Here is a 14,746-nt window from a genome sequence, read left to right as displayed (position 1 = left end):
GCCCACGATCTGCAGCGCAGATCGTGGGCGCGCCAGCGCGTCGCGATGGTGTTACCGGGCGAGCCAACCACCGTCGACCGGCAGCACCGCGCCGTTGACGTAGTCCGAGGCGCTGGAGGCCAGGAACACGGCGGTACCGCCGAGGTCTTCCGGGGTGCCCCAGCGTGCGGCCGGGATGCGATCGAGGATGGACTTGTTGCGGTCCTCGTCGGCGCGCAGCGCGGCGGTGTTGTCGGTCGCCATGTAGCCCGGGGCGATCGCGTTGACGTTGATGCCCTTGCTGGCCCATTCGTTGGCGAGCAGACGGGTGATGCCGGCGATGCCGCTCTTGCTGGCCGTGTACGACGGCACGCGGATACCGCCCTGGAAGGACAGCATCGAGGCGATGTTGATGATCTTGCCGCGGCCCTGTGCGATGAAATGCTTGCCGGCGGCCTGCGAGATGAAGAACGCGGACTTGATGTTGACGTTCATCACGTCATCCCAGTCCTGCTCGCTGAACTCCACCGCATCGGCGCGGCGGATCAGGCCGGCGTTGTTGACCAGGATATCCAGGCCGCCCAGGCCTTCGATGGTTTCGCGGATGACGCGCTCGACCGGCTCGATGCTGATCAGGTTCGCTTCGATCGCCAGGCAGCGGCGGCCCAGCGCGGTGATCTTGGCGATGGTCTCGGTGGGCGGCGCGATGCCGGCCACGGCGACGTCGGCACCGGCCTGCGCCAATGCGACCGCGATGCCCTGGCCCAGGCCGGTGTTGCCACCGGTGACGAGGGCGACCTTGCCTTCCAGACTGAACGGATTAGCCATTGCGTATGTAGTCCTTGTCCAATGCGTAACAGACGCCGCCGGCGCGATGCCGGCGGCGCGTCGGGGTCACTTGAGCTGGCAGATGTCCAGCACGTGCATGTCGGTGTAATCCAGGTTCTCGCCGCCCATCGCCCAGATGAAGGCGTAGTTGCTGGTGCCGGCGCCCATGTGGATCGACCACGGCGGCGACACGACGGCTTCGTTGTTCTGGATGACGATGTGGCGCTGCGCGTCCGGCTCGCCCATGAAGTGGTACACGCGGTCGTTCTGGCCCAGATCGAAGTAGAAATAGACCTCGCTGCGGCGGTCGTGCAGGTGCGGCGGCATGGTGTTCCAGACGCTGCCCGGCTTGAGCACGGTCAGGCCCAGCAGCAGCTGCGAGGACTGGCAGGTGGCCGGCACGATGTACTGGTAGATGGTGCGCTCGTTGCTGGTTTCCAGCGCGCCACGGTCCAGGGCCACGGCATCCTTGATCGACAGCGCCTTGGTCTCGAAGCGCGCATGCGCCGGGGTCGAGGCCAGGTAGAACTGCGCCGGGTTGGCCGCGTCATCGGAGGCGAACACGACGTCTTCGCTGCCCATGGCCACGTACAGGCCGTCCTTCGGACCGAGCGTGAACACGGTGCCGTCAACGGTGACGGTGCCGCTGCCGGCGCCGACATTGATCACGCCCAGCTCGCGGCGCTCCAGGAAAGCGTGGCCGGCAGCCGAGGCCGGTTCGGTCTGCCTGGGCAGCGAAACCGGGCCGTTGACCGGGGCCGCACCGCCGAGCACGAAGCGCTCGTAGTGGGTGTACTTCAGGGTCACCGCATCGGCGTTGAACAGACCATCGAGCAGATACAGATCGCGCAGGTCGTCATTGCTGGCGCCCTTGATGGCGTCGGGATGGGTGGCGTAATGGGTCTTGCAGTACATGGCGTCTCCAGAGCAGGGGTGGGGCGATGCGTCGGCCCCGGCACGATTCCAGGTGATTGTAGCCAGTTGGTAAACCGGTGTCATTTTGCAGCGCACGATAGGCCGGGTGGCCCGCGGACGGGGTCGGGACGGAAGGCGACACGACAGAACAGGGGTGACGACAGAAGAAGCGTCACGACCAACGGTCGTGACCTACCGAGGGTTGACGCCTTGGGCGTCAATCCTCGGGGGGCTGGCAGGAGTCGCGCACGATCAGGTGCGGGCGGACGCTGGCGTGCTGCATCACGGCTTGGCCGTCGGGCTGGATCAGCATCGCGGCCGCTGTGCGGCCGGTGTCGCGGGTATGCCGGCGCACCGAGGTCAGCGACGGCCACAGGCGCGAGGCCAGCGGGCTGTCGTCGTAGCCGATGATCGAGAGCTGGCGCGGGATGTTGATGCCCGCGCGCAGCGCGACCTTGTAGATACCGGCGGCCATTTCATCGTTGCCGGTGAAGATGGCGGTCGGGCGCTGCTTGCCCAGCAGCAGCTTCTCGGCCGCGGCCACACCGGATTCGAAGGTGTAACCGGCCTCCACGATGCGTGCCGGGGGAAGCTCGATGCCGCGCTTGGCGAGGGCATCGATGAAGCCGGCGGTGCGTTCGTGCGCAGAGCGGTAGGCACTCGGGCCGGTCACCAGGGCGATGTCGCGGTGGCCCAGCGAGAGCAGGTAATCGGCCGCTTCGGCGGCACCGTCGCGGTCGTGGGTGACCACCATCTGCGAGGTATCGTCCAGCGGCAGCGAGGCGATCCGGGTGAAGCGGCAGCCGATTTCATCGAGCATGTCCACCAGCGCCTGGTCTTCGGAGGCACGTGGCACCAGGATCACGCCGTGCAGCTTCTGCTGCTGCACGAAGCGGCGCACACCGTCGATGTAGCCGGGGCTGCGCGAATCGCAGGGGTGCACGACCAGCTCGAAGCTGGAGCCGCGCAGCGCATCCAGCGCGCCGTACTGCATGTCCACGATGTACTGGGCGGTCGGGTTGTCGTACACCATGCCGATCAGGAACGAGCGCCGGAAGGCCAGCCCGCGGGCCAGCGGATCGGGCGTGTAACCGACCTCGCGCATCAGTGCTTCGACCTTCTCGCGGGTGTCCTTACGCACCAGCGGTGAGTTGTTGATGATGCGCGAAACGGTCTTCTTCGATACCCCGGACAGACGCGCGATGTCGTTGATCGTGGCGGCCTTGCCTTTGGTCAATCCGTGCGGCGACGGATCGGTTTTGCTGCGCAATGACATGTCGTTCAAACCGGGGATGAGTCAAGGGATTCTAGCGGGGAGCTCAATCGAGGGCGCGGTAGCGGAAATTCCGGAACTGGACCTTGCCGTCGCCAGCAGCATAGATCGCCGGCTTCAGGGCCAGGAACTTGCCTGCCACATTGTGATGGTAGCCGGAGACTTCCATCTGAACCGGGTACTTCTGCCAGGTTTTACCGTCCGTGCTGGAGTGGATGGTGACGATATGGCGGTTGTTGGTCACCCGCAGCCACAGCGTGCCGCCGGTGGCGCTGGGGGTCAGCCGGGTGGGGCGCTCCTCGCCGTAGCGGTGCATGATGAACTTCTCGCCGTTGCTGCCCACGCCCACATACAGGCGGTCGCTGTAGTAGAGCAGGGCACCGCCCACCGCGCCCGGGGCGATCTCCATCTCGACCTCGAACTGGTAGGCCTTGTCGCCGGCGATGGCGGTCAGCGGCGAGCTGTCGCGCGGGGTGCTGCCCTTGCCCTGCAGCACCATGCCCTTGCCGGTGAAGGCCAAACGCTTGTACTCGTCCTGGGCCGGGTTGAAGAACGACCACTGCGCACCGAGCGTGCTGCCGCGGAAATCGTCGGACAAGGCCATGCCGTGCTGGCCGACCGAGGTGCCCGACGGTTTGGCGAGCGGCTGGCCGAGGTCACCGCCCTTGGCCACGAACCAGCCATCGGCGGTCCATTCGATCGGCTCCAGCAGCGCCTGGCGGCCTAGCGTCCAGTACCCGTTCTCGTAGCCGTGATACATCATCCACCAGCGCCCGTCGGTGCCTTCGATCACCGTGGCGTGGCCGCGCGACCACCACGGCTCGGCGGCCGACCGGGTGCGCATGATCGGGTTGTTCGGCGCATTCACCCACGGGCCGTGGATCGAGCGCGAGCGCGCGGTGATCACCATGTGCCCGGTCGGCGGGCCGGCGGTGCCGCCCACAGCAGTGGTCATGTAGTACCAACCATCGCGGAAATTGATCTTCGGGCCTTCCTGCGCATAGGCCTCCACGTCCCAGCTTTCCGGGTATTTCCAGCCGTCGTAGACGTGCTTGGGCGTGCCGACCACGCTCAGGCCGTCATCGGCCAGCTGCACGTAGTCGCCACCGCTGAGGAACAGATAGCGCTTGCCGTCTTCGCCCACCGCATGGCCGGGATCGATGTAGCCGCCCAGGCCGATGTCGATCGGCTCGCTCCACGGGCCGTTGATGCTGTCGGCCCAGACCACGAAGTTGCTGCGGGTTTCGCCGGTGCGGGCCGGGAAATAGATGTAATAGCGGCTGCCGTGCTTGACGATGTCCGGGGCCCAGATCGCACCTACGTTCTTGGTGATCGCGTGGCCCAGCGGCTGCCAGTTGACCAGATCGCGCGAGTGCCAGATCGGCAGGCCGGGGTAGGCATCGAACGAGGACAGCGTGAGGTAGTAATCCTCGCCATCCTTGAGCACGGAAGGATCCGGGCGATCACCGGCGAACACCGGATTGAGGAAGGTGCCGTTGCCCAGATCGGCCTGGCGCTGGTTCTCGATCCCGCGCGTCCAGTGGGTGGCCGGCTCGGCGGCGTGGCCGGCGCCTGCCAGCAGCAGGCAGGCGGTGGCGAAGCTGGCCAGGGTCTTCCTCAGGTGCATCGTCTTTCTCCCTTGAACGTATCGTGGGCCGGCTGCGCTCAGCGCGCCCCGGTCCCGGCAAGACGCTGTTGCCAGCGTGGGTACTCGGTGGTGATCAGGGCCTGCGGCCAGGTGCCGTACCAGTGATAGCCGGTGCGGCGCTCGCGCGGGATGTCGTTGAACGTGGCGACGCGTTCGCCCTCGCGGTTGGCCAGCAGCACGCCACTGTCGTGCAGGTCGTGGAAGCGCCCCCACAGCGGCGGCGCGCCCGCATCGGCGACCAGGCGGCGGTCGACCGTGGTGCGGTGGAACGCGAACTGTTCCGGCGTCGTTTCGAAGGTCTCCAGCCGCCACCCGGTCAACGCGTGGGTCTGGAACCACGCCATCGCGGCGTTGACCGAGGCGACCACCTGCGGCGAAGGATCCGGGATCGACATCAGGTAGCGGACCACGCCGACACTCTCGTCGGTGACCAGCGCCGGCAGTTCGAATTTCCGCCCCTGCGCGGGCAGCAGGGTGGTGCGGTCGTACTGCCCGGCCCAGAGCGTCGGCACGCCGTCCTGGCGCACCTGCAGGCGCAGCAGGCAGGCATCACCGGCGGTCACGGCCGCGTCCACGCGGGCACGTTGATCGGCGGTGATGAAGCCGAACGCCGGTTCACGCTGGATGCGCCGGAGCGTGGTCAGCACGCCGCTGGTGACGTCGTCAGCGAACGTGATGTGCCCGTGGTACGAGGTGCGCGAGGGCACCGAATGCGGCCAGCCGCCACAGCGGGGGACCTGCTCGGCGAGGATGAAATCCAGGCCGCGCACGGCCGCGTCGCGGTAGCGGGCATCGCCGCTGCGCGCGAAGGCCTCGGCCAGGTAGCTGACCTGGGTGTAGATGTTGCGGTTGTCGAAGCTGCCGCCCGGCGTGGCCTGGTCAGCCAGCACCTGTGCCTTGGCGGCATCGTCGAGGATCCGCTGCGGATCCTGGTTGACCGCCCAGCCGCCGCCATGGCGTTGCAGCGCCACCAGGGTGTCGGCGATCTGTCGGTACTGATCGGGGGCATAGCGCGGGTAGTCCGTGCCGTGCCCGCTCTGCCAATGGTTGATGCCGTCCTGGAAGCCGCGCAGCGGGATGTCCTGGCCCTGCGCCATGACGGCGCAGGGCAGGGCGATCCACAGCAGTACCGCGAGCCGCCGCACGCTTACGCGCGCAGCAGGGCGGGCAGCCACAGCGACATTTCCGGGAAGAAGGTGACGATCAACAGCACGCCCAGCGCAGCGAACCAGAACGGCCAGATCGAGCGCATGCTCTCACCGACGCTGATCTTGCCGATCGCGGTACCGATGAACAGCACCGAGCCCACCGGCGGTGTCACCAGGCCCAGGCCACCGGTCAGCACCAGCACCAGGCCGAAGTGGATCGGATCGATGCCGTAGGCCTTGGCCACCGGCAGGAAGATCGGCGTGCAGATCAGGATCATCGGCGCCAGGTCCATGAAGGTGCCCAGCAGCAACAGCATGACCACGATCATCAACAGCACCATGAACTGGCTGTGCGCGAACGACTGCAGGAAGTTGACCGCGGCCGACGGCACTTCCAGATACGCCAGCAGCCAACCGAACACGGCCGCCGTGGCGATCACGAACAGGATCACACCGGTGCTGCGCGCGGCATGGGTGACCGTGCCGAGGAACTCGCGCCAGTCCAGCTGGCGGTACAGCACGGTGGTCACCAGCAGCGCGTAGACCACGGCGATCGCCGCGCTCTCCACCGCAGTGAAGATGCCGGCACGGATACCGATGAAGATCAGCGCGACCAGGCCCAGGCCAGGCAGCGCCGAGACCAGGCGCAGCAGCACCGCACGCCAGCCCGGGAAGATCTCCACGCCGTAACCGCGGCGGCGCGCCACGAGATAGCCGGTGATCATCAGGACGACGGTCATCAGCAGCGCCGGCACGATACCGGCCGCGAACAGATCGGCGATCGACAGCCCACCACCGGCGGCGGCCGAGAACAGGATCAGGTTGTGCGACGGCGGTACCAGCAGCGCCACCAGCGCGGCGGTGATGCTGACGTTGACCGCGAAGTCGCGGTCGTAACCCCGCTTGACCATCTGCGGGATCATCGTGCCACCGACCGCCGAGACATCGGCGATGGCCGAGCCGGACACACCGCCGAAGAACAGCGAGGACAGGATCGACACTTGGCCCAGGCCACCGCGCATGCGCCCCACCAGCGAGGATGCCAGTGAGATCAGGCGCTCGGAGATGCCGCCGCGCATCATGATTTCACCGGCGAAGATGAACAAGGGAATGGCGATCAGTGAAGCCGAGCCGGTACCGGCGGAGATCTGCTGGACCAGCACCAGCGTCGGCAGATCCAGGTACCACAGGGTGGCCAGGGCGGCGGCGGCCAGCGCGAACGCGACCGGCACACCGAGCAGCAACAGCACCGCGAACACGGTGAAAAGAATCGTAATACCCATGACTCAGCGATCTCCCTCGGCAACGGCATCGGCCGGCCGTACAGCCAGCGCCATCTGGTTCACGGCGAAGATCGCCATCAAGGCGCCACCGATCGACAGGGGCAGGTAGTTGATGCTCTGCGGCAGGTGGGCGCCGGCGGCCTTGATATCCAGGCCGTCCATCAGCAGCACGGCCGCCCACCAGGCGATGACCACGCCCAGCACGGCCACCACCAGCGCGGCGAACACGTCCACCGCACGGCGCAGGCCCGGGCCCATGTGCGCGGCCAGCAGGAAGAAGCCGAAGTGGCGGCGAGTATGCACGCCGGTGGCCGCACCCAGGCTCATCGCCGTGGCCAGCAGGAGCAGCGTGACCGGCTCGGTCCAGCTGGGCGAATCATTGATCACATAGCGGGCGAACACCTGCCAGCCCTGCACCACCACCAGGCCGAGCAGGGCGATGACGGCAATGTAGATCGCCACATCGGCGATCACGTTGAGCAGGCGCTGCGGCGCGGCGGGGGTGATGACGGTTTCGGAAGTCGAGTCGGACATCGCGTCGGAGCCTCAGGCGAAGTCGCGGATGCGACGGGTGAGGGCGGCCAGCTCCGGCTGCTGCAGGTAACGCTGCAGGAGCGGGTCGGCGGCCTTGCGGAAGGCCGGCATGTCGACCTCGTTGAATCTGATGCCGAAATCGGCCACGGCCTGGCGGGCGTTGTTTTCCGAGGCATCCCACTGCTCGCGCATCACCTGCACCGATTCACGTGCGGTCTCGATCACCAGGGTGCGGTCGGCCGGGCTCAGCGCATCGAAGCTCTGGCGCGACATCAGCAGCACGTCCGGTGCGTAGGAGTGATCGCTCTGCGACCAGTAGTGCGCGGCCTCGAAATGACGGCTGGAGTGGAAGCTGCGCATGTTGTTTTCCGCACCGTCGATCATGTGCGTTTCCATGCCCGAGAAGGTGTCGCCCAGCGACATCGGGGTCGGGTTGGCACCGAGCAGGCGCATCAGCTGGATGAAGATGTCCGAGGAGGCCACGCGCAGCTTGAGGCCGTGCAGGTCCTTGGGCTCCACGATGGGGTGCTTGGTGTTGTAGAAGCAGCGCGCACCGGAATCGTAGATGGCCAGGCCGACCAGATCGCGCGTTTCAAAGCCCTGCAGGACCGTATCGGCGACGCCGCCATCGAGCGCGCGGCGCATGTGCGCCACCGACTCGAACACATACGGCAGGCACAGGCCCTGGGTCAGCGGAAACGCGTTGTTGAGCGCGCCGGAGTAGACGCGGGTGATATCGATGGCGCCGAAGCGGGCCATGTCGATCGCCTCGGACTCACGGCCGAGCTGGCCGGAGTGGTACTGGCGCAGCCGCAGCCGGCCGCCGGTTTTTTCTTCCAGCGTTTTCCCGATCCATTTCACCGCGGTGACGGTGGGGTAATCGGCGACGTGGACGTCGGTGGCGGTCAACAGCTGCGCACCGGCCGGTGCGGCGTTGGATGACCGCGAACAGGCTGTCAGCGCGGGCGCGGCAAGCGCGCCCAGACTGGTAGCCAGGAAACTTCTGCGAGTGAACATCTGCGCCCTCCCAAGCGTGCTCGCCATGTCCGCGCGGTTATCCGGCGGCGATGGCCTTGCAGGTAATGTCGCCGTAGCCGACGAAACGGATCAATGCTTGCTGGCCCACGGCGATGTCGTGGATGCCGGTGGCGTTGCCACTGGCGATCAGATCGCCGGCCTTCAACGGCCGCCCACGCTGCGCCGAACGCCCCAGCGCGAACGCATAGGCGGTGCGCAGGCCACCGGGCAGCAGGGTCGCGCCACCGGTGCCGACCACCTCGCCTTCGATGCGGGTTTCCGCACGCAGGTCGGCGTCATCCAGGCGCGTCCAGTCCGCGATCTCGGTGCCGAGCACCAGGCCGTTGTTGTTGCCGAAGTCCGACACCACCACGCGCGGGCCGAGCTTGTTGATCGTCGCCAGCGGGCTGCTGGCCACTTCCACACCGATGAAAAGCCTGGCGGGCAGCGCCTCGGCCTCTTCGGGGGTCCAGTGCAGCTTGTCCGCCGGGGCGTCTTCCTGCAGCTGGATCACGTACTCGGCCTCGACCGCGCCGAACCCGCCGACGAACACCGGAATCTCGACTGTTCCACCGGTAGCATTCCAGAGCTGACGCGAGAAGATGGGGCCCAGCAGGCGATCATCGCCCGAGGCATCGCGGCGCTCGGCGGCGATGTAGCCGACTTTCCAGCCGACCACCTGGTCGTCCCACAGGCCGATGGCCTGGTCCTGTACCTGATAGGCGGTGACCAGGTCTTCCGGGATCGTTCCCGGGAAATCGGGCAGGGATTGGCCGTGTTGGCGGGCGCTGACGAAGTGCCGGGCGATCTCGCCCAACCCCTGGTCGGGCAGGTCCTGTTTGCCGTGGTCGTTGCTCAAGCGGGTCTCCCGGAAAAATTGTTGCACTGCCAATCGACAGCGGTTGGATGTGCTGTATATGGTAAACCGGTGTCATTGGCAATGTGCAGCGCATCAGAACGGCTGCCGGTCAGGCACGATGCCTGTTCCCATGCCCAAGGACGTACCCGGATGCGCCGCTTCCTCGCGTTGCCCATGCTGACTCTCCTGCTGCTGGCCGGCGGCCTGGCCCACGCGGCCGAGCGTGCCGTACCGGAAACCGAACCGGCCGCCGGCGCCCCCGATCGCATCGTGCTGTGGCCGGACGGCCAGGTGCCCGGCGAAGGCGGCCCGGCCACCGTGCCCAACGTGATCGAGCGCAGCCGCGATCCGGCGCTGCCGGACCGCTACATCGACAACGTCAGTGCGCCCTACCTGGTCGTATACCGGCCGGCGCGCCCGAATGGCAGCGCCCTGCTGGTGGTGCCGGGCGGCGGCTATCAGCGCATCGTGCTCGACAAGGAAGGCACCGCGCTGGTGCCGGCGTTCGTCGAGCAGGGTGGGGTGACCCTGTTCGTGCTGCGTTACCGGCTGCCCGCCGGCCGCAGTGATCGCCAGGCCGCACTGGCCGATGCCCAGCGTGCGATGCGGGTGATCCGCGCCGATGCCGCGCGATGGCAGATTGATCCGCAGCGCATCGGGGTGATGGGTTTCTCGGCCGGCGGGCACGTTGCCGCGCGGTTGAGCAACGGCTTCGATGCACCGGCCTATCCGCATCGCGATGCCATCGATGCGCTCAGCGCGCGGCCGGATGTCGCGCTGCTGATCTACCCGGTGATCGACATGGGCACGCATGCGCATACCGGCTCGCGTACCCGTCTGCTCGGGCCGCATCCGGATGCGGCGCTGCAGCAGCAGTTTTCGATGCAGGATCAGGTCCGCGCCGATACGCCGCCGACCTTCCTGGTGCATGCGCAGGACGACAACGTGGTCTCGGTGCACAACAGCCTGGTGTATTACCAGGCGCTGCTGCGCGCCGGTGTCACCACCGAAATGCATCTGTTCCCGTTCGGCGGCCATGGCTTCGGCGTGCGCATCCCGGCCGGTTTGACCGTCGCGCAGTGGCCTGAGCTGGCGCTGCGCTGGATTCCCTCGCGCCACACGGAGCCCGCGCGCCATGACTGATTCCCCCGCCGACCTGCAGCGGCGCCGTTTCCTGCGCGACAGCGCGCGCTATGCCGTGATGCTCGGTGCGACCAGCCTGCCCCTGCTGCCCGCCTTCGCGGGCGTGCCCGGCCCGCGCCACGATGCCGCGCCGCTGGCGCGCGTGCGCAGTGGCCGCGTGCGCGGGCAGCAGGAGCAGGGCATCCACGTGTTCCGCGGCCTTCCCTACGGCGCCGATACCGCCGCCCGGCGCTTCCAGCCGGCCGTGCAGGAATCGGCCTGGCGCGGCGTGCGTGATGCGCTGGCGTACGGCAATGCCGCGCCGCAGGGCGGCAGCGAAGGGCCGGGCAGCGAAGACTGCCTCTACCTCAATGTGTGGACCCCGGCGCTGCGCGATGGCGGCAAGCGCCCGATCGTGTTCTACATCCACGGCGGCGCCTACAACAACGGCTCGGGCAGCGACCCGCTGTACGACGGCAGCGCGTTGTGCCGGCGCGGCGACGTGGTGGTGGTCACGGTCAACCATCGCCTCAATGTGTTCGGCTATCTGTACCTGGCGCAGCTGGGCGATGCGCGTTTCGCCGATTCCGGCAACGTCGGCCAGCTCGATCTGGTCCAGGCGCTGCAGTGGGTGCGCCAGCATGCGCCCGAGTTCGGCGGCGATGCGGGCAACATCACCGTGGTGGGGCAATCCGGCGGCGGCGCGAAGATCGCCACGCTGATGGCCATGCCCGCCGCGCGCGGCCTGTTCCAGCGCGCGTGGACCATGAGCGGGCAGCAGGTGACCGCGGCCGGCCCGCGTGCCGCCACCCAGCGCGCGCAGATCGCGATGCAGGCGGTGGGCGCAGCCGATGCCGACGCGTTGCGCACGATGCCGATGGAAGCGCTGCTGGCCGCCACCCGTGCGCGCGACCCTTCGCGCGTGGAGAACAGCAGTCTCTACGTCGGGCCGGTGCTCGACGGGCGTTCGTTGCCGGTGCATCCGTTCTGGCCGGAGGCGCCCGCGCAGTCCGCCGGGATTCCGATGGTGATCGGCAACACCCACGATGAAACCCGCGCTTTCCTCGGCAACGACCCGGCCAACTTCGCACTGACCTGGGAGACGCTGCCGGCCAAGCTGGAAAAAGAGCAGTACGTGGACCTGCTGCCCTCGGTGGTGATCGCCGAGTACCGCCGCCTGTATCCGCATTACACGCCTTCGGAAGTGTTCTTCGCGGCCACCACCGCCGGTCGTTCGTGGCGCGGTGCGGTGGAGGAACTGGAGGCGCGTGCGCGCCAGGGCGCACCCACCTGGGCCTATCAACTCGATTGGGGCTCGCCGCTGGACGGCGGCAAGTTTGGCGCGTTCCACACGCTGGATATCCCGCTGGTGTTCGATACCACCGATCGGCCCGGCTCGCGCACCGGTGACAGCGAAGCGGCGACCCGCGTGGCGGCCACGATGAGCGAGGCCTTGATCGCCTTCGCCCGCCATGGCGATCCAAATCACGGCGGACTGCCACGCTGGCAGACCTATTCGCTGGCCCGCCGCGAAACGATGCTGTTCGATACCCCCCCACAGCAGGCCGACGACCCGCGCGGTGGCGAGCGTCGCCTCTATCAGCAGGCCCCCTTCATTCAACGAGGTACGTTCTGATGCGGTGTACGTCCTGGCTGCTGGGCAGCGCGCTGTTCGGCCTGATGAGCGCGGCGCAGGCCGCCGTGGATCCAGCGGTGCTGGATCGCCCGGCCCCGACCCCGATCCGGGCCAGCAAGATCGTGCTGGTCGGTGATTCCACCACGGCCGTGCAGGGCGGCTGGGGCCCGGCCTTCTGCGCGCGGCACGTGACCTCGTTCCTGACCTGCACCAACCTGGCCCGTGGCGGCCGCAGTACCTACAACTACCGCGCCGAGGGCTCGTGGGCGCTGGCCGAGGCGGAGATGCGCACGCCCGGCTATGCCACCACATGGGTACTGGTCCAGTTCGGCCACAACGACCAGCCCGGCAAGCCGGGCCGCTCCACCGATCTGCAGCGCGAGTTCCCGGACAACCTGCGCCGCTATGTGCGTGAGATCCGTGCCGCCGGTGCGCAGCCGGTGCTGCTGACCCCGTTGACCCGACGCCAGTTCGCCGATGGCGTGCTGATCGATGACCTGGCCCCCTGGGCCGAGGCGGTCCGCGCCGTGGCGCGCGAGCTGGAGGTGCCCCTGGTGGACCTGCACGCGCGCAGCCGCGCGGTGGTACAGGCGCTGGGGCCGGTCGCGGCCATGCCGCTGGCGCAGGCGGCCGCCACGCCCGCCCAGGTCAGCGCAGCGCTGGAGGGCACGACTGTGGGCGCAGCGCCCGTGGCTGGCGCACCGGCCGCGCAGAACAACGCCCTCACCGAGCCCATGGGGCAAGCCAAGGTCGCGTTCGATTACACCCACCTGGGCCCGGATGGGGCGGCGCTGTTTGCCACGCTGGTCACCGAGGAACTGGCCCGGCAGGTCCCGTCGTTGCGTCCGATGCTGATTCCCTGATCGATAGGCGGACCCTTCGAATGCTTCCGAATGGATCGCTATGTCGGGGATCGTGGGTCGATTGGATGTGATTCAGGTCAAACACGCTGTTCACCGGGATCGCCTAGACTCGGGGCATGCAAGACCAATGCAACCCGTTTCCTCCGTTCCATGGCCGTGATCGATTGATCGCCGCCGTCGACCATGCCGTCCAGCACGAGCACGCGCACCAGATCGCCGCCACGCTGCGCGCGGCGTTGCGCGAGGCGATCGCCGACAGCCGCATCCAGCTGCCGGCCTGCGTGCACCACCCGATCGAGGATCACTACGCCCGCCGCGAGCTGTATCGCAGCCCGGAGCACGGCTACAGCATCGTCGCCATGAGCTGGGGGCCGGGGCAGGGCACGCCGCTGCACGACCACAGCGGGCTGTGGTGCGTGGAGGGGGTCTGGCTGGGCCAGCTGGCGATCACCCAGTACCAGCTGCTGGAGCGCGACGGCGAACGCTTCCGTTTCCGCCCGGAGCCGCCCGTGCTGGGCGACTGCGGCAGTGCCGGCAGCCTGATCCCGCCGCACGAGTACCACACCATCCGCAACACCAGCGATGACGACCTGGCGATCTCGGTACACGTGTACCAGGGCGAGATGACCCGTAGCGCCGTCTTCGAACCCGAGGCCGACGGCTGGTACCAACGCCGCGTGCAGGTGATGGAAACCGACGCAGCCTAGGGTGCGACCGGGCGCAGCGCTCGACCCGACGCCGCGGTGCCGCGCATCATGCGCACTCCACCCGTTTCCCGACGTTCCGCCATGCCTACGCTGCCGTTCCAACAGGTCAATGTCTTCAGCCAGGATCCGCTGCGCGGCAATCCGCTGGCCGTGGTGCTCGATGCAGAAGGCGTGGACGACGCTCGGATGACCGCGTTCGCCCGCTGGACCAACCTGAGCGAGACCACCTTCCTGCTGCCGCCGACCGATCCGCAGGCGGATTATCGCGTGCGCATCTTCACCACGCTGGAAGAGCTGCCGTTCGCCGGGCATCCCACCCTGGGCAGCTGCCATGCGTGGCTGGCGCATGGCGGCGTGCCGAAGGGCGAGGAGATCGTGCAGGAGTGCGGGATCGGCCTGGTGCGGATACGGCGCAGCGCGTCCGGCCTGGCATTCCTGGCGCCGCCGCTGCTGCGCGGCGAGCCCTTGGCACCGGCACTGCGCGAACAGGTGCGCCGCGGTCTCGGCGTAGCCGCGGAGGACGTCATGGACGCGCGCTGGGCAGACAACGGTACCGGCTGGCTGGCACTGCGCCTGCGTGATCGTGCGGCCGTACTTGCGGTCCAGCCGGACTATGCGCAGCTGGAGGGCGTGAAGGTGGGTGTGTTCGGGCCTTGGCTGCCCAGTGATGGCGAGGAGGCCCAGTACGAGAGCCGCGCCTTCATTGCCGGCGACGGCGCGCCGGAAGACCCGGCCACGGGCAGCCTCAATGCCGGCATCGCGCGCTGGCTGCTGGCCACCGGCGAAGCACCGGATCGCTATGTGATCAGCCAGGGCACGGCGATCGGCCGTGCCGGGCGGCTGCGGGTGGAGCGGGTGGGCGATGCGTTGTGGATCGGTGGCGACTGTGTGGCCTGCATCGAGGGGCAGGTCACGCTGTGAGCCAGACAGGGGC

The 14,746-nt window shown here is 68.0% G+C and carries 14 protein-coding genes; 5 read left to right on the top strand and 9 right to left on the bottom strand.

The window, feature by feature from the left end; all coding sequences use genetic code 11:
* Positions 1–51: 51 nt before the first annotated feature.
* From kduD to QMX81_RS07390, 9 genes are all read right to left on the bottom strand, one after another.
* A complete protein-coding gene (kduD, locus tag QMX81_RS07430) occupies positions 52–807 on the bottom strand; it encodes a 2-dehydro-3-deoxy-D-gluconate 5-dehydrogenase KduD (RefSeq protein WP_019184096.1) in 756 nt (251 codons plus the stop codon).
* A 66-nt stretch (positions 808–873) separates the two neighbouring features.
* Positions 874–1,722, bottom strand: a complete 849-nt coding sequence (gene kduI / locus QMX81_RS07425; RefSeq protein WP_282260139.1) for a 5-dehydro-4-deoxy-D-glucuronate isomerase — start codon at positions 1,720–1,722, stop codon at positions 874–876.
* Positions 1,723–1,939: 217 nt separating this feature from the next.
* A complete protein-coding gene (locus QMX81_RS07420) occupies positions 1,940–2,998 on the bottom strand; it encodes a LacI family DNA-binding transcriptional regulator (RefSeq protein ID WP_121044030.1) in 1,059 nt (352 codons plus the stop codon).
* Between the two features lie 43 nt (positions 2,999–3,041).
* Positions 3,042–4,622 carry a family 43 glycosylhydrolase gene (locus QMX81_RS07415; RefSeq protein ID WP_282260137.1) on the bottom strand — a complete coding sequence of 527 codons (1,581 nt, stop codon included), beginning with the start codon at positions 4,620–4,622 and terminating at the stop codon, positions 3,042–3,044.
* Between the two features lie 38 nt (positions 4,623–4,660).
* Positions 4,661–5,818 (bottom strand): pectate lyase, encoded by a 1,158-nt coding sequence (gene pelA, locus QMX81_RS07410; RefSeq protein WP_282260135.1) that lies wholly within the window; start codon positions 5,816–5,818, stop codon positions 4,661–4,663.
* Positions 5,791–7,074 carry a TRAP transporter large permease gene (locus QMX81_RS07405; protein WP_121043820.1) on the bottom strand — a complete coding sequence of 428 codons (1,284 nt, stop codon included), beginning with the start codon at positions 7,072–7,074 and terminating at the stop codon, positions 5,791–5,793. The genes pelA and QMX81_RS07405 overlap by 28 nt, the downstream gene beginning before the upstream one ends.
* Positions 7,075–7,077: 3 nt before the next feature.
* Positions 7,078–7,608, bottom strand: a complete 531-nt coding sequence (locus QMX81_RS07400; protein ID WP_282260133.1) for a TRAP transporter small permease — start codon at positions 7,606–7,608, stop codon at positions 7,078–7,080.
* A 12-nt stretch (positions 7,609–7,620) separates the two neighbouring features.
* Positions 7,621–8,625 carry a TRAP transporter substrate-binding protein gene (locus QMX81_RS07395; protein WP_121043814.1) on the bottom strand — a complete coding sequence of 335 codons (1,005 nt, stop codon included), beginning with the start codon at positions 8,623–8,625 and terminating at the stop codon, positions 7,621–7,623.
* 37 nt (positions 8,626–8,662) lie between these two features.
* Positions 8,663–9,484 (bottom strand): 2-keto-4-pentenoate hydratase, encoded by an 822-nt coding sequence (locus QMX81_RS07390; protein WP_121043811.1) that lies wholly within the window; start codon positions 9,482–9,484, stop codon positions 8,663–8,665.
* Positions 9,485–9,658: 174 nt separating this feature from the next.
* On the opposite strand from QMX81_RS07390, the gene QMX81_RS07385 reads away from it, so the two are divergent.
* From QMX81_RS07385 to QMX81_RS07365, 5 genes are all read left to right on the top strand, one after another.
* Entirely contained in the window at positions 9,659–10,627 is a 969-nt protein-coding gene (locus QMX81_RS07385) for an alpha/beta hydrolase (RefSeq protein WP_282260131.1), read from the top strand.
* Positions 10,620–12,242, top strand: a complete 1,623-nt coding sequence (locus QMX81_RS07380) for a carboxylesterase/lipase family protein (RefSeq protein ID WP_121043808.1) — start codon at positions 10,620–10,622, stop codon at positions 12,240–12,242. Before QMX81_RS07385 ends, QMX81_RS07380 begins: the two co-directional genes overlap by 8 nt.
* 44 nt (positions 12,243–12,286) lie before the next feature.
* Positions 12,287–13,105, top strand: a complete 819-nt coding sequence (locus QMX81_RS07375; RefSeq protein ID WP_282260146.1) for a rhamnogalacturonan acetylesterase — start codon at positions 12,287–12,289, stop codon at positions 13,103–13,105.
* Between the two features lie 116 nt (positions 13,106–13,221).
* Positions 13,222–13,812, top strand: coding sequence for a cysteine dioxygenase family protein (locus QMX81_RS07370; protein ID WP_121043803.1), 591 nt, complete (start codon positions 13,222–13,224; stop codon positions 13,810–13,812).
* Between the two features lie 81 nt (positions 13,813–13,893).
* Positions 13,894–14,733, top strand: a complete 840-nt coding sequence (locus tag QMX81_RS07365) for a PhzF family phenazine biosynthesis protein (RefSeq protein WP_282260128.1) — start codon at positions 13,894–13,896, stop codon at positions 14,731–14,733.
* The last annotated feature ends 13 nt before the right edge of the window (positions 14,734–14,746 follow it).

This window comes from Stenotrophomonas sp. PS02301, assembly GCF_029959485.1.
In the GTDB taxonomy this organism is placed as follows: Bacteria; Pseudomonadota; Gammaproteobacteria; order Xanthomonadales; family Xanthomonadaceae; genus Stenotrophomonas; species Stenotrophomonas maltophilia_Z.
This window is presented reverse-complemented; position numbering and strand designations above follow the sequence as displayed.